The sequence below is a fragment of the Hyphomicrobiales bacterium genome (assembly GCA_030688605.1).
Classification (GTDB): Bacteria; Pseudomonadota; Alphaproteobacteria; order Rhizobiales; family NORP267; genus JAUYJB01.
The window spans coordinates 15434-34055 of sequence record JAUYJB010000010.1 but is presented as its reverse complement, the minus strand read 5'-3'; the positions used below and the strand labels follow the sequence as shown (position 1 = coordinate 34055).

The 18622-nt window shown below is 66.3% G+C and carries 17 protein-coding genes and 1 pseudogene; 10 read left to right on the top strand and 8 right to left on the bottom strand.

Going from position 1 to position 18622, the window contains the following annotated elements; genetic code table 11:
• Positions 1-120 precede the first annotated feature (120 nt).
• Both Q8P46_01435 and tesB read right to left on the bottom strand, forming a co-directional pair.
• Positions 121-459, bottom strand: a complete 339-nt coding sequence (locus Q8P46_01435; protein MDP2618834.1) for a P-II family nitrogen regulator — start codon at positions 457-459, stop codon at positions 121-123.
• Positions 460-739: 280 nt separating this feature from the next.
• Positions 740-1642 carry an acyl-CoA thioesterase II gene (gene tesB, locus Q8P46_01430; protein MDP2618833.1) on the bottom strand — a complete coding sequence of 301 codons (903 nt, stop codon included), beginning with the start codon at positions 1640-1642 and terminating at the stop codon, positions 740-742.
• Positions 1643-1762: 120 nt separating this feature from the next.
• Between tesB and Q8P46_01425 the strand changes: the two genes are divergently transcribed.
• The 3 genes from Q8P46_01425 (at position 1763) to Q8P46_01415 (ending at position 4522) form a co-directional block, all read left to right on the top strand.
• On the top strand, positions 1763-3016 hold the full coding sequence (locus Q8P46_01425; GenBank protein ID MDP2618832.1) for an FAD-dependent monooxygenase: 1254 nt from the start codon (positions 1763-1765) through the stop codon (positions 3014-3016).
• Between the two features lie 401 nt (positions 3017-3417).
• The gene (locus tag Q8P46_01420) at positions 3418-4293 is read left to right on the top strand and encodes an MBL fold metallo-hydrolase (protein ID MDP2618831.1); all 876 of its coding nucleotides are present in this window, start codon (positions 3418-3420) and stop codon (positions 4291-4293) included.
• A gap of 49 nt (positions 4294-4342) precedes the next feature.
• The gene (locus Q8P46_01415) at positions 4343-4522 is read left to right on the top strand and encodes a hypothetical protein (protein MDP2618830.1); all 180 of its coding nucleotides are present in this window, start codon (positions 4343-4345) and stop codon (positions 4520-4522) included.
• A gap of 259 nt (positions 4523-4781) precedes the next feature.
• Here Q8P46_01415 and eno read toward each other — a convergent pair whose 3' ends face one another.
• Positions 4782-6056: a phosphopyruvate hydratase gene (eno, locus tag Q8P46_01410; protein MDP2618829.1), complete on the bottom strand. Its 1275-nt coding sequence runs from the start codon at positions 6054-6056 to the stop codon at positions 4782-4784.
• A gap of 164 nt (positions 6057-6220) precedes the next feature.
• Between eno and queF the strand changes: the two are divergent.
• Together queF and Q8P46_01400 are read left to right on the top strand one after the other, a co-directional pair.
• Positions 6221-6673, top strand: a pseudogene (queF, locus tag Q8P46_01405) (preQ(1) synthase).
• Between the two features lie 3 nt (positions 6674-6676).
• Positions 6677-7669 (top strand): hypothetical protein, encoded by a 993-nt coding sequence (locus Q8P46_01400; GenBank protein MDP2618828.1) that lies wholly within the window; start codon positions 6677-6679, stop codon positions 7667-7669.
• On the opposite strand, the gene kdsA is transcribed toward Q8P46_01400, so the two are convergent.
• The gene (gene kdsA, locus Q8P46_01395; GenBank protein MDP2618827.1) at positions 7666-8511 is read right to left on the bottom strand and encodes a 3-deoxy-8-phosphooctulonate synthase; all 846 of its coding nucleotides are present in this window, start codon (positions 8509-8511) and stop codon (positions 7666-7668) included. The two genes, Q8P46_01400 and kdsA, sit on opposite strands and share 4 nt — an antisense overlap.
• A 75-nt stretch (positions 8512-8586) precedes the next feature.
• Positions 8587-9591 carry an endonuclease/exonuclease/phosphatase family protein gene (locus tag Q8P46_01390; protein ID MDP2618826.1) on the bottom strand — a complete coding sequence of 335 codons (1005 nt, stop codon included), beginning with the start codon at positions 9589-9591 and terminating at the stop codon, positions 8587-8589.
• Positions 9592-9761: 170 nt separating this feature from the next.
• Here Q8P46_01390 and Q8P46_01385 point away from each other — a divergent pair, with 170 nt between their 5' ends.
• Positions 9762-10022, top strand: coding sequence for a hypothetical protein (locus Q8P46_01385; protein ID MDP2618825.1), 261 nt, complete (start codon positions 9762-9764; stop codon positions 10020-10022).
• A gap of 9 nt (positions 10023-10031) precedes the next feature.
• Positions 10032-10709, top strand: a complete 678-nt coding sequence (locus Q8P46_01380) for a hypothetical protein (protein MDP2618824.1) — start codon at positions 10032-10034, stop codon at positions 10707-10709.
• A gap of 41 nt (positions 10710-10750) precedes the next feature.
• Here the strand turns inward: Q8P46_01380 and Q8P46_01375 are convergent, their stop codons facing one another.
• From Q8P46_01375 to tpiA, 3 genes are all read right to left on the bottom strand, one after another.
• Positions 10751-12379, bottom strand: a complete 1629-nt coding sequence (locus Q8P46_01375) for a CTP synthase (GenBank protein ID MDP2618823.1) — start codon at positions 12377-12379, stop codon at positions 10751-10753.
• A gap of 105 nt (positions 12380-12484) precedes the next feature.
• Positions 12485-12862 (bottom strand): preprotein translocase subunit SecG, encoded by a 378-nt coding sequence (gene secG / locus Q8P46_01370; GenBank protein ID MDP2618822.1) that lies wholly within the window; start codon positions 12860-12862, stop codon positions 12485-12487.
• 262 nt (positions 12863-13124) lie between these two features.
• On the bottom strand, positions 13125-13880 hold the full coding sequence (gene tpiA / locus Q8P46_01365; protein ID MDP2618821.1) for a triose-phosphate isomerase: 756 nt from the start codon (positions 13878-13880) through the stop codon (positions 13125-13127).
• Positions 13881-14067: 187 nt separating this feature from the next.
• Between tpiA and Q8P46_01360 the strand changes: the two genes are divergently transcribed.
• From Q8P46_01360 to Q8P46_01350, 3 genes are all read left to right on the top strand, one after another.
• A complete protein-coding gene (locus tag Q8P46_01360; GenBank protein MDP2618820.1) occupies positions 14068-15957 on the top strand; it encodes a SurA N-terminal domain-containing protein in 1890 nt (629 codons plus the stop codon).
• Positions 15958-16120: 163 nt separating this feature from the next.
• Positions 16121-17635 (top strand): anthranilate synthase component I, encoded by a 1515-nt coding sequence (gene trpE / locus Q8P46_01355; GenBank protein ID MDP2618819.1) that lies wholly within the window; start codon positions 16121-16123, stop codon positions 17633-17635.
• 60 nt (positions 17636-17695) lie between these two features.
• A complete protein-coding gene (locus Q8P46_01350; GenBank protein ID MDP2618818.1) occupies positions 17696-18577 on the top strand; it encodes a M20/M25/M40 family metallo-hydrolase in 882 nt (293 codons plus the stop codon).
• The last annotated feature ends 45 nt before the right edge of the window (positions 18578-18622 follow it).

Sequence of the window (18622 nt, the reverse complement as noted above, 5' to 3'; positions counted from 1 at the left end):
GCAACCTCCTGGGCGTAGGCCGGGAGCACGGAAAGGCCCAAAATCCCGATCGGGAACAGGACGGCCCGTGCGAACGATCTGACGTTGTACATTTGCGTTCTCCTTTCCTCGGATCGCCGCTCAGAGCGCATCCGCGTCCGTCTCGCCGGTCCTGATCCGGACGGCGCTGTCAATAGCGAAGACGAAGATCTTGCCGTCGCCGATCTCGCCGGTGCGGGCCGCGTTGGTGATCGCCTCGACGGCCCGGTCGGCCATGTCGGCGGCAACGACGACCTCGATCTTGAGTTTCGGCACGAAGTTCACGGCATATTCCGCGCCGCGGTAGATCTCGGTATGGCCCCGCTGGCGGCCATACCCCTTCACTTCCGTGACCGTCAGGCCCTGGACGCCGATCTCGGTCAGCGCTTCGCGCACCGCGTCCAGCTTGAACGGCTTGATCACAGCCATCACGATTTTCATGGGTCGCTCCCCCGTGTCTCCGGTGGCTCCGCGCCCGACCGCACGATCGGGCAGCACGCCGCGCGCGGCGCGATGCCGCGGGGCGCGCAAAAAGCTAAATCAATTAGCATGCCAGATTCGCGGTATTGCCGTAAGATCTTGATTTATTTGTCGTATTTCGCCCAGGGGCCGCCGCTCGCCCGGCCGTGAGCCGCCGAAGTTGCCTAATAATTAATCAAATATGAAGCTTTGCCTAACAATTCGCCAATTTTCGCGGAAACAGTCGCTCCGCGCGGCTGCCTCACGCCTTCGGCCGCGCCTTGCGGATCAAGCCCTCCTGCGCGGCGGAGGCGACGAGCGTGCCGTCGCGGGTGAAGATCGAGCCGCGGTTGAAGCCGCGCGCGCCATAGGCCGACGGGCTTTCCTCGGCATAGAGCAGCCAGTCGTCGGCGCGGAACGGGCGGTGGAACCACAGCGCGTGGTCGAGGCTGGCAAGCTGCAGATCGCGGTCGAAGATCGAGCGGCCATGGGCGAGCAGCGAGGTGTCGAGCAGCGTCATGTCGGAGGCGTAGCCGAGCGCGCATTGGTGCAGCGCCGGGTTGTCGGGCATGGGGCCGGTGGTGCGGAACCAGATGTTCTGCACCGGCCGCGGCGTTTCCTTGGCGCGGGGCTTTTCCTTGGCGATGTAGCGGCTCAGGTCGACGGGCTTGAGCTCGATCGGCCGGTCGCGCTCCCAGAAGCGGCGCACATTCTCCGGCACCAAGTCGATGAAACGCTCCTTGAGCTCCTTTTCGCTTGGCAGGCTTTCCGGTGCCGGCACGTCGGGCATCGCCAATTGATGCTCGAAGCCCTCTTCGGCGTTGTGGAACGAGGCGCCCATGGAGAAGATCGCCCGTCCATGCTGGATCGCGACCACCCGGCGGGTGGTGAAGCTGCCGCCGTCGCGGATGCGGTCGACGTGATAGACGATCGGCACGTCGGGGTCGCCGGGCAGGATGAAATAGCCGTGCAGCGAGTGCATGGCGCGGTCTTCCACCGTGCGCATGGCTGCGACCATGGCCTGGCTGACGACGAGGCCGCCGAAGACGCGCTGCCAGCCGACCTCGAGGCTGCGGCCGCGAAAGATATTGTGCTCGATCGGTTCGAGATCGAGGATCGCGATCAGGTTTTCCAGCGCCTTGGATCGGGGTCTGGTCTCGGACATGGGCGTGCGGCCTTGCCTGCGGGCGGCGACGCGCTCGGGCGCGCGCGAAAGGCTGGCGGGATTTGGACTATTGGGCTAGGCCTCTGGGAGCCACCCTGTCAAGCTTGGGGTCGAGTTCAGATGCCGAAACGCGTGGATGGAACGGCCGACATCGTCATCGCCGGCGGCGGATTCGTCGGCTCCGCGCTGGCGCTGGCGCTCGCCGGGCCCGCGGACGCGGCCTCCGGCCTCTCGGTCGCGGTGCTCGATGCTGGCCCCGCCAGGGGCGGCGGGCCGACCGACCAGCGGGCAAGCGCCGTCACGGCGGCGAGCCGGCGCATGCTCATGCGTCTCGGCGCCTGGTGCGACCTCGACCGGCTCGCCCAGCCGGTCGCCGAGATGGTCATCACCGACAGCCGGCTCGACCAGGCGGCGCGGGTCCCCTTCCTTGTCTTCCAGACCGAGGAAGGCGCCGACGACGGCATGCCGGCGGCGTGGATCGTCGAGAACCCGCATCTGGCGAAAACGCTTGGGGGCGCGGTTCGGCGCCATCGCGGCATCGCAATCAGCCACGGCGTCCGCGTTGCCGGTTTCGAGCCCGACGGCGCCGGCGTCACGGTGCGGACGGACGGCGGTCGATCTTTCCGCGCGCGCCTGCTGGTCGCAGCCGCCGGCGCCGGCGCCGGCCTCAACCGGCTTGCCGGCATCCGCGGCATCGCCTGGGATTACGGCCAGTGGGCGTTGGCGGCGACGATCCGCCCGGGCCGCGACCATGCCGGCAAGGCGGTGCAGCACTTCCTGCCGGCGGGCCCGTTCGCCATGCTGCCGCTCAGGAACCGGCGCGGCTCGCTGGTGTGGACCGAGGGGCGGGAAGAGGCGCGGCGGCTGATCGGCCTTGACGAGCCGGCGTTCATCGTCGAGCTCACTCGCCGCCTCGGCCGCCAGTTCGGCGCGCTCGCCCTTGCCGGGCCGCGCCAGGCCTTTCCACTCGGCTTCTTCATGGCCAGGGACTTCATCGCCCCGCGCTTCGCGCTCGCCGGCGATGCCGCGCACCGCTTCCATCCGCTCGCCGGCCAAGGGGTCAATATCGGCTTCAAGGATGCCGCGGCCCTTGCCGAGACGGTGCTGGAAGCAGCCCGGATTGGCCTCGACATCGGCGCCTTGTCGGTGCTCGAGCGCTATCAGCGCTGGCGCCGCTTCGACACCGCTGGCCTGGCGCTCGCCACCGACGCGCTCAACCGGCTGTTCTCGAACGACAGCGACCTGGCGCGGATCGCCCGCGACGTCGGCTTAGGCCTCGTCGAGCGCCTGCCAGGGCTGAAGCGCGCCTTCGTCAGGGAAGCCGCCGGCGACACCGGCACCCTGCCGCGGCTCCTGCGCGGCGAGGCGGTCTGAGACCGCCCCGTCTTCACTCCCATTAACCATGATTATCGAAACCGACCTCTTTTTTTCGCGGTTTTCCGCGATTCCTCCCCGAAAGTTATCCCCGCTCTTCTGAGCGCCCTCAGACTCGGACGCATCTTCTCCCTCGCGGGGGCCGCGGCCAGCCCTCATTCGTCGTCACCCGGGCTGACCGGGTGACCCAGTATCCGTCGTGCCCGATCATTGACGCTGGGGGTTACTGGCCCCCGGGTCGTGCCGAAGGCAGGCCCGAGGATAAACTCCGCCACGAGGGGGGCCAAAAAAGCCGCGTCTCGAAGGATGAGGGCAATGGCGTTTTCGCAAATTCCTTCGTCATGACGCGCGCGCGCAAAACGCGTAACATGGCCGCAAAAGGGAGAGGCAAGGGAGGTCCCATGGCTGGCGTTCGTTCGGTTCTCGGCTTGACGGTGATGCTGGTCGCGGGCTTTGCGAGTTTCGCGGCCACGGCCCAGCCCGCCTCGACCTCGTGCCTCGCGGTTTCGGGCAGGCCCGCGCCGGTCATCCAGGCCGCCTTCCGGCCTGCCGCGCAAGCCCAGGACCCTGGAGCGCGTTCGGACGCAAGACCGCTCCTCGCTCAAGCCGGCCGCGCGCTCGAGGCCAACGAGACCCGGCTTACCTATATCCAGCATTCGACGTTCCTGATCGAAAGCGCGCAAGCGGTGCGGATCGCCACCGACTATACCGGCTATGCCGGGCCCGGCGTGGCGCCGGACGTCGTCACCATGAACCGGGCCCACGAGACCCACTACACCGACCATCCCGACCCGGCGATCAAGCACGTGCTGCGCGGCTGGAACCCGGAGGGTGCATACGCCGAGCACCATCTGCAGATCGGCGACGTGCAAATCCGCAACGTGCCGACGAACATCCGCGGCCGGGACGGCGGCACGGTGGAGTTCGGCAACTCCATCTTCATTTTCGAGATGGTCGGCCTGTGCATCGCCCATCTCGGCCACCTGCATCACGAGCTCACCGCCCAGCAGCTCGGCCAGATCGGCGTCATCGACGTGGTGCTGGTTCCGGTCGACGGCAGCTATACGCTGGACCTTCCGGGCGTCGTTGAGGTGTTGAAGAGCCTGCACGCGCGCCTCATCGTGCCGATGCATTATTTCAGCGGCTTCAGCCTGAACAGGTTCCTGGAGCGCATGCGGCCTTACTATTCGGCGCGGTTTGCCGATTCCCCCTCGGTGGTGGTGTCGCGGGCCATGCTGCCGGAGACGCCTGAAATCCTCGTCCTGCCGCCGCTATAGGGAGAGCGGGCTAGAGCGGTTCATGGTTATAGGGAACTATTTGACCGGGATGATTTTGCGCCGTGGCCAGGCGCGGCTCGCCGGGCGATGCGGTGCATCGGCCAACAGCCGCAACACCGCCACGGCGCAAAAGAACCCGGCCTTCGGTGGGCCAAATCGACCCACCGGGTTCGTTGCCGCGCTCGCCCGATATCCCGTATCGCGCGTCGCGCCGCGCCTGCCCGGATGAACCGATTTGGCCCATCGAATTGATCCCCTATAACCATGAACCGCTCTAGAATTGCGCCGATGGTCGACCAGACGCGGTTAACAGATGGTAAACGGGGGACCGGAAGCCATTGCGCCAACCCGTCATTCCCGCGCAAGCAGGAATCCATTGGCCTTGGTCGGGGCAAACGCGTCGACACCTTTCGCCAGGACTGCGCAAGGAGCAATGCCAATGGGTCCCCGTTTTCACGGGGACGACGATTGAGGCTCGCCGCTTACATCTACCCCCGGATGACGCTCTTGCCGGCGTAGCGGGCGCGCGGGCCCAGCTCCTCCTCGATACGGATGAGCTGGTTGTATTTGGCGAGCCGGTCGGAGCGGGACAGCGAGCCGGTCTTGATCTGGCCGCAATTGGTGGCCACCGCCAGATCGGCGATGGTCGCATCCTCGGTCTCGCCGGAGCGGTGCGAGATGACCACGGTGTAGGCGGCCTTGTGCGCGGTCTCCACCGCCTCCAGCGTCTCGGTGAGGGTGCCGATCTGGTTGACCTTGACGAGGATCGAATTGGCGATTTTCTTGGCGATGCCCTCGCGCAGGCGCTCCGGATTGGTGACGAAGATGTCGTCGCCGACGAGCTGGATCCTGGCCCCCAGCCGTTCGGTCACGTGCCGCCAGCCCTCCCAATCGTCCTCGGCCATGCCGTCTTCGATGGAGACGATCGGATAGCGGTTAACAAGCGCTTCCAGATAATCGACCATGCCGGCGGAATCGAGCTTTTTCCCTTCGCCCTCGAGCACATACTTGCCCTTGGCGAAGAATTCCGAGGCGGCCGGGTCGAGCGCCAGAACCACGTCCTCGCCGGGCTTGTAGCCGGCCCGCTCGATCGACTTGACGATGAAGGCGAGCGCCTCGTCGGCGGAGGCGAGATTGGGCGCGAAGCCGCCCTCATCGCCCACATTGGTGTTGTGGCCGGCGTCGGAAAGCGCCCCTCTCAGGGTGTGGAACACTTCCGAGCCGATGCGCACCGCGTCCGCCAGCGTCTCGGCGCCGACCGGCACGATCATGAATTCCTGGATGTCGATCGGGTTGTCGGCATGGGCGCCGCCATTGATGATGTTCATCATCGGCACCGGCAACAGGCGGGCGCCGGCGCCGCCGACATAGCGGTAAAGCGGCAGGCCCGTCGACTGCGCCGCAGCCTTGGCGACGGCGAGCGACACGCCGAGAATGGCGTTGGCGCCGAGGCGGCCCTTGTTCGGCGTGCCGTCGAGCGCGACCATCGTCTCGTCGATGGCGACCTGGCCTTCCGCGTCCATGCCGGCGATGGCCTCGAAGATCTCCGTGTTGACCGCCTTGACGGCGCCGCGCACGCCCTTGCCGTGATAGCGCTGGCCGCCGTCGCGGCGCTCGACCGCCTCGTGCTTACCCGTAGAGGCGCCGGACGGCACCGCGGCGCGGCCGAGAACGCCGTCTTCGAGCAGGACATCGACCTCGACGGTCGGATTGCCGCGCGAATCGAGGATTTCCCGCGCGACGACATCGGTGATTGCGGGCATGGGGCGGTCTCCTTCGCGCAAGCCGTCGGCAACAGGTCTGGCGCGCAGCTCTTATGAAAGCCTTGCCGGCCGCTGTCAAAGGCCGCGGTGTCGCCCCGGCTCGGCTTGACCGGGCCGGCATGCGATAACAGACTGCGGCGGCACAACCGCGGGGGGCGGAAGGGATGACGATCAAGACGACGAAGCTCGGCAAGAAGGCGCCGCTGCCGGCCGCCCCGGAGGAGGCCGAACTCGACCGGGTGGCCAATCCGCATACCGACGCCCCCTACGGCGTGCGCTTCACCTGTCCCGAATTCACCTGCCTGTGCCCGATCACCGGCCAGCCCGACTTCGCCCATCTGGTGATCGACTATGCGCCGGACCGCTGGATCGTGGAATCGAAGTCGCTGAAGCTCTATCTCTCCTCGTTCCGCAACCACGGCGCCTTCCACGAGGACTGAACGGTGGCCATCGCCAAGCGGATCGTCGATTGCCTTAAGCCCCACTATCTGCGCATCGGCGGCTACTGGTATCCGCGCGGCGGCATCCCGATCGACGTCTTCTGGCAATGGGGCAAACCGCCGAAAGGCCTGTGGCTGCCGGATCAGGGCGTGCAAGCCTATCGCGGCAGGGGGTAGGGGGTGAGCACGCTGATCATCACCAACGGCGAGGCCGCGGTCGGTCTTGTACGGGCAGCGGAGTTGTGCGACGCCGCCTTCGCTTGGAACGACGTTCTGCACGAGGGGCCGGTGCCGCTGACGCCCGATCTCGCCTCATTGTCGACGCTGCGCGCCGACTATTTCGCCGGTCTCGGCGATATCCAGGCCAAGACGGTGCATGAGCGCTTCGCCGCGCGCGACCGGGCCTTCCTGGAGCACCGGCGTTACGACCGCGTGTCGCTGTGGTTTGAACAGGACCTCTACGACCAACTCCAAGTCATTCAGATTCTTGACGAAATGTCCGGACGGAACGGGCGTGGACACGGACTTTTCCTGCTCCAGGCGCCAAGCCATATCGGCGCCCAAAAGCCGGATGATCTGGCCGGCCTGTGCGAACTTCAAGAAGAGGTCAGCCTCGACCAGCGCGCCATCGCCAGAGCCGCGTGGACCGCCTACCGGCAGCCGCAGCCGGGCGCCTGGGCGGGCTTCATCGACGCCGACACCGGCGCGCTGCCGCATCTGAAGGCGGCCATCGCCCGCTCGGTCCAGGACCTGCCGGCGCCGGGAACCGGCCTGTCGCGCACCGAGGCGCAGATCCTGCTCGCCGTCTCCAAGGGAGCCGACGCGCCGCACATCGTGTTCCGGGTCGTACAGCAGCTCGAACAGGCGGCCTTCATGGGCGATTTGTCGTTCTGGCGGTGGATCGACGGGCTTGCCTTCGCGCCGGTGCCGCTGATCAAGGGCGTGCGCGAGGGCGGCATCGCCGCGGCGCGCAACCGCGAGGAGGTCCGCGCCTATCTGATGGCGACATTGTCGGTGAGCGATGCCGGGCGGGCGGTGCTCGCCGGCAAGGCCGACTTCACGGCGCTGAACCCGATCGACCGCTGGCTCGGCGGCACCCACCTGACCAAGGGCAATCTGTGGCGCTGGGACGAAGCGACCGGCACGCTGATCGCACCGCGGGGAAAGGGTTAGAGCCCCTTGGCCAACCGGTCGAAGGCCATCAATTGCCTCACCAGCCCTTCGAACTCGGCAAGCGGCAGCATGTTCGGCCCGTCGGAAGGCGCGTTGTCGGGATCGGGGTGGGTCTCGATGAAGACGCCGGCGACGCCGACGGCGACCGCCGCGCGGGCAAGAACCGCGACGAACCTACGCTCTCCACCGGAAGAGGTCCCCTGCCCGCCCGGCTGCTGCACCGAATGGGTGGCGTCGAAAATCACCGGGCAGCCGGTCAAGGCCAGCTGCGGCAGGGCGCGCATGTCGGAAACGAGCGTGTTGTAGCCGAAGCTCACGCCGCGCTCGGTGACCAGCACATTGGGGTTTCCGGAAGCGGTGATCTTGTCGACGACGTTCCGCATGTCCCAGGGGGCGAGGAACTGACCCTTCTTCACATTGATGACGCGTCCGGTCTCGGCCGCGGCGACCAGGAGGTCGGTCTGCCGGCACAGGAAGGCCGGAATCTGCAATATGTCGACGGCTTCGGCTACGGATGCGCATTGCGCCGGCTCGTGCACGTCGGTGAGCACGGGAAGCCCGGTCGTCTCGCGGATTTCGGCAAAGACCGAAAGCGCCGGCTCAAGCCCCACCCCGCGGGCGCTTTTCAGGCTGGTGCGGTTGGCCTTGTCGAAGCTGGTCTTGTAGACGAGGCCGATCTTGAGCCTTGCCGCGATCTCCTTCAGCGCCGCCGCGACCTCGAGCGCGTGGGCGCGGCTTTCCATCTGGCAGGGGCCGGCGATCAGCGTCAGCGGCGCGTCATTGGCGAAGCGGACGCCGCCGACGGTGACGACCGGGTTGGGCTTGACGCTATGGGCTCTCATGGCGCGCCACCTTACTCCGGCAGCGGGCGGCGATACAATCGACACGGGCGGCATGCCGCAACGCCCAATGCCGCTCTAGCCCGCGAGGTCGAACTCGACCCACAGCGGATAATGATCCGACATCCGGTATTGCAGGGACTGTTTGGTCATGCCGATATCGGTGTAGAGCAAGGATACGAAATTGAAGGTTCCGGCGGTGCGCAATTCCAGGTCCAGGAGCTGGCGCTGGCCCTTCGTGAACCAGGCGATCTGGTCGTAGAATTTCTCAAGCTCGGCCTGGCCGGGGCTGGCGAAGATCGAGCGCGGCACCTGATTGAGCTGCACCGGGACCTCGAGCCCGGTGGAGACGAAGGCCTGCCAGAGATCGTCGTCCTTGCGGTCGATGTTGAAGTCGCCGAGCGCGATCAGATTGTGGTGCCAGCGGTTGGTCTGCGCGGCCCATTCCTTCATCCAGCGCGCGATGGCCTGCAATTCGGGGACCCGATCGGCGGAGCTGTCGCCATAGTCGACGTGCAGGGTGACGAGTATGAGGGTTTGCGTTCCAGAGCGGAAACTGACCGCGTAGGGGGTTCGCGCGAACTGCTTCTTCAGCGCCGTCTCGCCGATCTCGTCGAGCCATTCCCGCGGCACGACGAGCTCGCCGGCAAGTCCCGACAGCTCCACGCGGGTGCGGTCATAGACGAAGGCGAGCCGCTCCGCGCCCGCATCCGCGCCCTTGGCGACATCGGTCATCAGGAAGCCCCAGTTGGACCCCAGCGTCTTGATCATGGTGCGCAGGGCCTTCAGGTCGCCGGTTACTTCCTGCACGGCAATCACGTCGAAGCGCGACAGGATCTCGGTGATCGCCCACAGCGCCCGCCGGTCGCGTTTTGGACTGGCGTTGCCGGTGGCCGTCCAGGCGTCGTTCTTGTCGTAGAGCGACCCGAAATCCTTGATGTTCCAGGTGGCGACGAGAAGATTGCGGATGGCGTCGCGCTTCGGCGGAACGGTCTCGTCGAGGCGGCTCTTCAGCGCCGCCATCTCGTCGCGGACGATCTGCGGCGTGCCCGGCGCGTTGAGGGATGGAAGCGGCTCCGACATGGCGTGCCAGCCTACAGCGTCCGCGGCGTGATTTACAATTGGCATGGCCGGCCGGCGGAAACGCGCCGCCGATGGCAGGCCGCCGCCCGACGAAACGAAAAATCTGCCACGCCTCCGGGTCGATATTATAGTCTTTCGCAAGGCACGGGCGGCAGGCGCGCTTTGGACGGATGACCGACGAGCAATGCCGGCAGCGGGGGATGTCGATGTTCGAGTGGGTCAAGAAGCTTGTTACCGGACGGGGCTTCTCGACGGTCGAGGAAAGGCTGCGCTACTATCTCAGCGTCAGCGACACGATCCTCGCCTTCTCATTCTTCTCGCTGATCTTCGGAATCAAGCTGCGCCTCAGGCAGTATTTCGGAACCACTGAAGCCATCGACATCGCCAGACAGGCGACGAAGGCCAATTTCTTTTCCACCTTGTGGATCTAAACCCAGGACATGGGCGCCATCGCGCTGTTGGCCCTGTTCACCTTCGTCTGGTACTTCCTCTACAAGCGGGCGGTGCGCAACGAGATCGAGATCGTCACCAGGCTCTATTCGAAGTTCAATCCGCCGCACGACTGGGAAAGCATGATCGGCAGGTCGTGGGCGCCGATCCTGGCGGTGTTGATGACGTTGACTTTCATCGCGCTCGCCTGGTTTATCGACCGGATCCAGATCTATTGCGTCATTCTGATGCTGATGGGCATCCAGGACGTGCGCGGCAACAGTTTCGTGCGGCGCAACCTGGCCAAGCACTTCATCGACCAGCGCTATGTCCCGCTCGACAGCGACCTGCACAAGCCGTTCATCATGCGCCGGCGCGAGATCGCCGAGGAGTATTGGATCAACCGGCCGCATATCGAGCGCATCGGCCTGATGATCGTCGGCTTCATGCTGGCCTTTCTGGCGGCGATCTCGGAGCAGGTCATCGGCATCAAGGTCTGGAAGGAAGTCCCATATCTGATTGTTATTTTTACCATCTTCGCCAACGAGGTGACGATGGTGCGCTGGCGTCGCCTGCGCGACAAGGCGTTGGAAACGGTCGATCTGGAGCAGGAACACGCCGACCGCCGCCGAACCGGAGAGCTGACCCCGGAGATGACGGCCACTCCGCCGCCTGCCCCAAGCGCATGATCGGTCCCATGCAAGGGCCATGGCCGGCCCCCGGCCCACGCTCACACCAGCCGGCTCTGCTCCACAGCGGCGCCGATGAAGGAGGCGAACAGCGGGTGCGGCGCGAAAGGCTTCGATTTCAGCTCGGGGTGGAACTGAACGCCGAGGAACCAGGGATGGTCCGGAATCTCGATGGTTTCCGGCAATAGCCCGTCGGGCGAGACGCCGGAGACGATCATGCCCGCCGCCTCGAGCTTCTCGCGGTAGCGCATATTGACCTCGGAGCGGTGACGGTGGCGCTCGGAGATGATCTGGCCGCCGTAGATCCGGGCGATCCGGGTGGCGGCGCCGAGACGCGCCTCATAGGCGCCAAGCCGCATGGTGCCGCCGAGATCGCCGCCGGCGGCCCGCGTTTCCAGTTCGTTGCCCCGCATCCATTCGGTCATCAGGCCGATCACCGGCTCGTCGGTCGGCCCGAACTCGGTCGAATTGGCCGCGGCGATGCCGGCCATGTTGCGCGCCGCCTCGATGACCGCCATCTGCATGCCGAAGCAGATGCCGAAATAGGGCACGCGCCGGGTGCGGGCGAAACTCGCCGCCGCGATCTTGCCTTCCGCGCCGCGCTCGCCGAAGCCGCCCGGCACCAGGATGCCATTGACGCCTTCCAGATACGGCGCCGGGTCCTGCTGCTCGAAAATCTCCGACTCGATCCACTCGACGCCGACCTTGACCTTGTTGGCAATGCCGCCATGGACGAGCGCCTCGTTGAGCGACTTATAGGCGTCCTTGAGGCCGGTATATTTGCCGACGACGGCGATGCGCACCTCGCCTTCCGGGTTGCGGATGCGCTCGGAAATTTCGCGCCAGCACGAAAGATCCGGCTCCTGATCCGCCGGCAGGCCGAACGCCTCCAATACCTCCCTGTCAAAACCCTCGGCGTGATAGGCGAGCGGCACCTCGTAGATGGAGCCGACGTCGAGGGCCTGGATCACGGCGCTTTCGCGCACATTGCAAAACAGTGCCACCTTGCCCCGCTCATTGTCAGGGATCGGCCGGTCGGTACGGCACAAAAGCACGTCCGGCTGGATGCCGATGGAGCGCAATTCCTTAACCGAGTGCTGGGTCGGCTTGGTCTTGAGTTCGCCGGCGCTCGGAATCCACGGCAGCAGAGTCAGGTGGACATAGACCGCGGAGCCGCGCGGCAGATCGTTGCCGAGCTGGCGGATCGCCTCCAGGAACGGCAGCCCCTCGATGTCGCCGACCGTGCCGCCGATCTCGCAGAGGACGAAATCGACATCCTCGTTGCCGGCGAGCACGAACGCCTTGATGGCGTCGGTGACGTGGGGAATGACCTGCACGGTGGCGCCGAGATAGTCGCCGCGCCGCTCCTTGGCGATGATCTCCTGATACACCCGTCCGGTGGTCACATTGTCGGCCCGGGTCGCCGGCCGGCCGGTGAAGCGCTCATAATGGCCGAGATCGAGATCGGTCTCCGCGCCGTCGTCGGTGACATAGACCTCGCCGTGCTGATAGGGGCTCATGGTGCCCGGGTCGACGTTGAGATAGGGGTCGAGCTTGCGCAGGCGCACCGAGAAGCCCCGCGCCTGCAACAGTGCGCCGAGCGCCGCGGATGCAAGACCCTTTCCTAGAGATGAGACCACGCCGCCGGTGATGAAGATGTACCGCGCCATGGGCTTGCAGAATACACGAGTCGGGGGATGCGCCAACGCTCTTCTGCCGGCCATCCACGCAAAAGGCGCGGAATTGCGGAAGCGGACCGAAAAAGATGCGCCAACTTATTGAGATTGCGGCACTTGCGGACCTTGCGGGACCTGCGGCGCGGCCGGGGTCGGCTGTTCGCGCTTCAGAAGCGGCAGCGCGCCGCCCTCGCCTTCGGCGGGCTGGCCGGTCTCGCTTTTGCCGACCCCTTCGAGGATCGATTTCGGCGCACCGCGCTGGGTGGCGACGAGGGTCAGCGCGATCGAGGTAGCGAAAAACGCCGCCGCGAGGATCGCCGACGCCCGCGTCAGGGCGTTGGCGGCGCCGCGGCCGCTCATCAGACCGCCGCCCCCGCCGCCGATGCCGAGCGCGCCGCCTTCGGAGCGCTGCAACAGCACCGTGCCGACAAGGGCCGCCACGATCATCAAATGAATGACGATGAGAACCGTTTCCATCGCGTCCGTGTCCACTGTCGCGGGGTTTAGGCCGCAGGCTTTCTAACCGATCGAGATGGCAACTTCCAGTTCCGTGTTCAACCTATTCTTGCGGGAAATTCTGTAAATCGATCCATCGTCCTCGTCGCCCCCGGACTTGATCCGGGGGCCTATTCCATATCCGGGGGCCTATTCCATCGGCCCCTCGGTTTGCCGAGGCGTAACGGAATGGATTGCCCGGTCAAGCCCGGCAATAACGGAGGAGAAGGGGTGCAAGGGCGCCTCAGCGATAGGCGGCGACGATGCCGAGAAAATCCGACGCCTTGAGGCTAGCGCCGCCGACGAGCGCGCCGTTGACGTTGGCGACGGCCATCAATTCGGCGGCGTTGCCGGGCTTTACCGAGCCGCCATAGAGAATGCGCATGGCGCCCCCCTCCCCGCCGACAAGCTTGTCGAGTTCGCCGCGGATCATCGCGTGCACTTCGGCGACATCGTCGGGCGTCGGGGTGAGGCCGGTTCCGATCGCCCACACCGGCTCGTAGGCGATGATCGTGTCGCTCGCCCTGGCATTTTCGGGAAGCGAGCCGGAAAGCTGGCCGGCGACCACGGCAAGCGTGTTTCCGGCGTGGCGCTCGGCCTCCGTTTCGCCGACGCAGACGATTGCCGCAAGGCCCGCCCGGTGCGCGGCCTTCGCCTTGGCGCGCACCAGCGCGTCGCTCTCGCCATGGTCGGCGCGTCGTTCCGAATGCCCAACGATGACGGCGACCGCGCCGGCGTCGGCCAGCATCTCGGCCGAGATGTCGCCGGTATGGGCGCCGGAAGGCGCGGTGTGGCAGTCCTGGGCGCCGATGGCGACGGGACCGTCCTTCGCCTCAGCGGCGAAGGCGGCAAGAAGGGTTGCCGGCGGACAGATCATGACATCGGCTGAAGGCGGCGTGCCGCCGGTAAGGCCCGCCAAGAGGACGCCAAGCTCGCCGGATGAGCCTTTCAGCCCGTTCATCTTCCAATTGCCCGCGACGAGCGCGCGAATTGCGGCCATGGTCTCCTCCGCGTTGTCATTGGACCCGGTCTCAGGGCCTCGTTTAGCAGCCTACCTTGGCGCCGGAAAGCCGCGAAGCCCGCCTTGCTGGGCTTGTATCGCTTCCCTAAGATGCGCCGCCCTTGATCCGGCGGCATAACAGGAGTAGGCAACCGGCGGGAAATCATGCGTTCGACAGCGATTGCACATGCTTGACTCATTGCGAAAACACGCCGGCGGATGGGTCGCCAAGATCTTCATCAGCCTTCTCGTCCTGAGCTTCGCGGTCTGGGGCGTTGCCGACATTTTCAGCGGCTACCGATCGCAAAGCCTGGCGACCGTCGGCGATACGGACATTTCGGTCGAGGAATTCCGCTTCGCCTTTCAGAACGAAATGCGCGAGGCGAGCCGCCAGCTCGGCCGCTCGATCAGCCTCGATCAGGCCCGCGCGCTCGGCCTCGACGGGCAGGTTCTGGGGCGCATGATCGGCGAGGCGACGCTCGACAACGACGCGCGCGAAAAGAAGCTCGGCATCACCACCGAGGCGGTCGCCCGCTCGATCGCCCAGGATCCCACTTTCCGCGATTCCTTCGGCAATTTCAGCCGCTTCAATTTCGAGCAGGTGCTACGCAGCAACGGGCTCAGCGAGGCCGGCTACGTGACCCGCCAGCGCGAACTGCAAATGCGCCTGCAGATCGCCGGCGCCGTCGGCGCCAGCAGCGGCGCGCCGGAGGTGCTTATCGAGGCGGTGCACCGCTTCACCGAAGAGCGCCGCACCATCGCCTATGTGGTGCTGACGGCAGCGGGGCTCGGCCCCATTCCGGCGCCGGACGAGGCGACGCTGGAAGCGTATTTCGAGGCCAATAAGGGGCGCTTCCGCGCTCCGGAGCTGCGCGAGATCGAGATCATCGCCGTCGCCCCGGCGGCGCTGAGGGCCAAGGTCGAGGTGCCAGAGGCGGACATCACCGCAATCCTGGAGCTGCGCGGCGGCAGCTTGTCCACCCCGGAACGGCGCGAGGTGCAGCAGATCGTTTTCACCTCGCGGGAGGAGGCCAAGGCCGCCGCCGACAAGATCGCCGCCGGCAGCGTTTTTCTCGACATCGCCAAGGAGCGCGGCCTGTCGGAGACGGACGTGTCGCTGGGCCTGGTCGAGAAATCGGGCATCGTCGACCAGGCGGTGCGCGATGCCGCCTTCGCGCTCAAGGAAGGCGAGGTCAGCGCGCCCGTGGCCGGGCGCCTCGGCACGGTGCTGGTGCGGGTCACGAAGATCGAGCCGGCCAAGGAAAAGCCGCTGGCCGAGGTGCGCGAGGAAATCCGCCGCGAGCTCGCCGTCAAGAAGGCGAGCGAAAGGGTGCTCGATCTCTACGACGCCATCGAGGACCAGCGTGCGACCGGAGCGCCGTTTAGCGAAATCGCGGGCAAGCTCGACCTGCCCTATCGCCGCATCGCGGCCATCGACGCGCAGGGCCGCGACGCCGCCGGCGCGCCGGTCGCCGACCTGCCGGCCGCGCAGGACGTCATGCAGACCGCCTTCGAGACCGACCCGGGCGTCGAGCTCGACGCGCTGCAAACCGTCGGCGGTGGCTTCGTCTGGCTCAACGTGCTCAACGTCACGGAGGAACGCGACCGCAGCCTCGATGAGGTGCGCGGCAAGGTCGAAGAGGCATGGCGCGCGGAGAAAACCGGCGAACAGCTTGCCGCCAAGGCCGACGAGCTGCTCGAGCGCCTGAAGGACGGCGCCAGCCTGGAAACGATCGCGCGGGAAATGGGTACGCCGGTGACGACGACCCAGCCGGTGAAGCGCGGCGCCAGCGACAGCGACCTTTCGCCGGCGGCAATCCAGACCGCGTTCGCCACGCCCGACCAGGGCTTAGCCGCCTCGCAGCACGCCAACGGAAACGACCGCGTTCTGATGCAGGTGCGCGGCCTCGAACTGCCTGACTTCGACCCTTCGAGCGCGGCCGGCAAGCGCATCATCGAGGGCATCGATGCGAGCCTCGCCAACAGCCTGCTCAACGACTATGTCTTCGCCAAACAGGAACGCTTCAGCGTCAAGATCAACCAGCAGAGCCTGCAAACGCTGCTTGGCGAGAACTGACCGGCCTAAGGGCGACGTTCACGATGAGCGGCACCAGGACCCCCATTCATCGCAATGACCCCCACCCTACCCTCCCCCTTTCAGGGGGAGGGAAAGAAGCCCTTGCGGTGGCTCAGTTTCCCTCCCCCCTGCAAGGGGGGAGCCGGAGGGGGGTCGTGCAGTCATGGTGATCGAACCCGACTTCGAGAGCTTCGAGGCGCGCTACCGGCGCGGCGCGGCGCAGGTGATGTGGACGCGGCTCGTCTCCGATCTGGAGACGCCGGTTTCGGCGATGCTCAAGCTCGCCGGCAGTCGCGCCAACGCGTTTCTACTCGAATCGGTGGAGGGCGGGGCTACGCGCGGCCGCTATTCGATCATCGGCTTCGACCCCGACGTGATCTGGCGCGCCCAGGGCGATCGGGCCGACATCAACCGCAAGGCGGACAGCAAGCCGGACGCGTTCACGGCCTGCGACGAGCCGCCGCTTGCCGCGCTGCGCCGTCTGGTCGCGGAATCCAATATCGACCTGCCCGAGGGGCTGCCGCCCATGGCCGCCGGTGTGTTCGGCTATCTCGGCTACGACATGGTGCGGCAGATGGAGGATCTCGGCCCCGCCAATCGCGACCCGCTCGGCCTGCCCGACGCGATCCTGATCCGGCCGCGCGTCATCGTGGTGTTCGACTCGGTCAAGGACGAGATCACCATCGTCACCCCGGTTCGGCCGCGGGCAAAGCTGAGCGCCAAGGCGGCCTATGCGCGGGCCGGCGACCGCGTCGGCGGGGTCGTCGACGCCCTCGACACGGCGCTCGACAAGACCGCGGAAAGCGCCGATGCGGCGCTGAAGCCCGCGATCCGCTCCAACACGAAGCCCGAGCGCTACATGGAGATGGTGCGCAAGGCCAAGGACTATATCGCCGCCGGCGACATCTTTCAGGTGGTGTTGAGCCAGCGCTTCGAGGCGGATTTCGACCTGCCGGCCTTCGCGCTCTACCGGGCGCTGAGGCGGATCAACCCGGCGCCGTTCCTCTACCATCTCGATTTCGGCGCGTTCGCGGTGGTCGGATCGAGCCCGGAGATCCTGGTGCGGGTGCGCGACGGCGAGGTGACGGTGCGGCCGATCGCCGGCACCCGGCCGCGCGGCGAGACGGCGGCCGAGGACCGGGCGCTCGCCGACGAGCTTCTCGCCGACCCCAAGGAGCGGGCGGAACAACTGATGCTGCTCGATCTCGGCCGCAACGACGTCGGCCGGGTGGCAGAGATCGGCACGGTCAAGGTCACCGACCAGTTCTTTCTCGAATATTACAGCCAGGTCATGCACATCGTCTCCAACGTCACCGGCCGACTGGCGCCGCCGCACGACGCGCTCGACGCCTTGATCGCGGGCTTTCCGGCCGGCACCGTCTCCGGCGCGCCGAAGGTCAGGGCGATGCAGATCATCGACGAGCTCGAGCTTGAAAAACGCGGCATATATGCCGGCTGCGTCGGCTATTTTTCCGCCGACGGCAATATGGACACCTGCATCGTGCTGCGCACGGCGATCGTCAAGGACGGCAAGATGTACGTGCAGGCGGGTGCCGGCATCGTCGCCGAATCGGTGCCCGAGCGCGAGCTCAAGGAATGCGTCGACAAGGCCAAGGCGCTTTTCCGCGCCGGCGATGAGGCGGCAAGGTTTGCAGCCCAGGCCAAGCGCGGGCAATGAGGCCATCGGGCTTTTCCCGGTGTCGGAAACGAAGCCGATTGTTTTTCGATTTGAGCGAACGTGCAGAAGACTGACAAGTCGCTTGAAGATTCGCTGCGCAAGCATGTCGCAGCCCTGACCGTCGACATCGGCCCGCGCACGACGCTGCAGGGAGACGGTCTTGAGCGGGCCGCGCGGTACATTCAAAAGACCTTCGAGGACGCCGGGCTTAAGGTCGCCGAACAGGCCTACCCTTACGAGGGAAAGCGGGTCGCCAATCTGATTGCCACCCTTCCCGGCGCCGCCGCGGCGTCCACCTATTACGCGGTCGGCGCCCATTACGACACGGTGCCCGGGACGCCGGGCGCGGACGACAATGCCAGCGCCGTCGCCGTGATGCTGGAGCTGGCGCGCCGGCTGTCCAGGAGGCCCGTGCCGGTCCCGGTCCGCTTCGTCGCCTTCACCCTGGAGGAGCCGCCGGCCTTCATGACCGGGCACCAGGGCAGCCGCGTCTTCGTGCGCGAATGCCAGCGGGCCGGCGACCGCGTCGCGGCGGCGGTCATCCTGGAAATGGTCGGCTACACGTCGCCCCGCCAGCACTATCCGCTGCTGTTCCGGTTCGCAGGCTACCCGACCAAGGGCAATTTCATCGGCATCGTCGGGAACTGGAAATCGCGGCGCTTCGGGCGAACGGTTGTGAGGGGCTTCCGCAAGAACCAAAGCCTGCCGGTCGAGGCGCTGTTCCTGCCCTTCAACGGCTGGGTCTTTCCGCCGGCACGGTTGAGCGACCATGCTTCGTTCTGGAACGCCGGCTGGCCGGCGTTGATGATCACCGACACGGCGTTTTTCCGCAATCCCCAATACCACCTTCCCAGTGACACAATCGATACCCTCGACTTCGCCTTCATGGCTCAGCTTGTCAAAAGCCTTGAGTTGGCCGTGGCCGCGTTTCCGGCAATCTAGAGCGGTTTCCGACCATATGGGACCGATTTGACCCATCAAATCGGT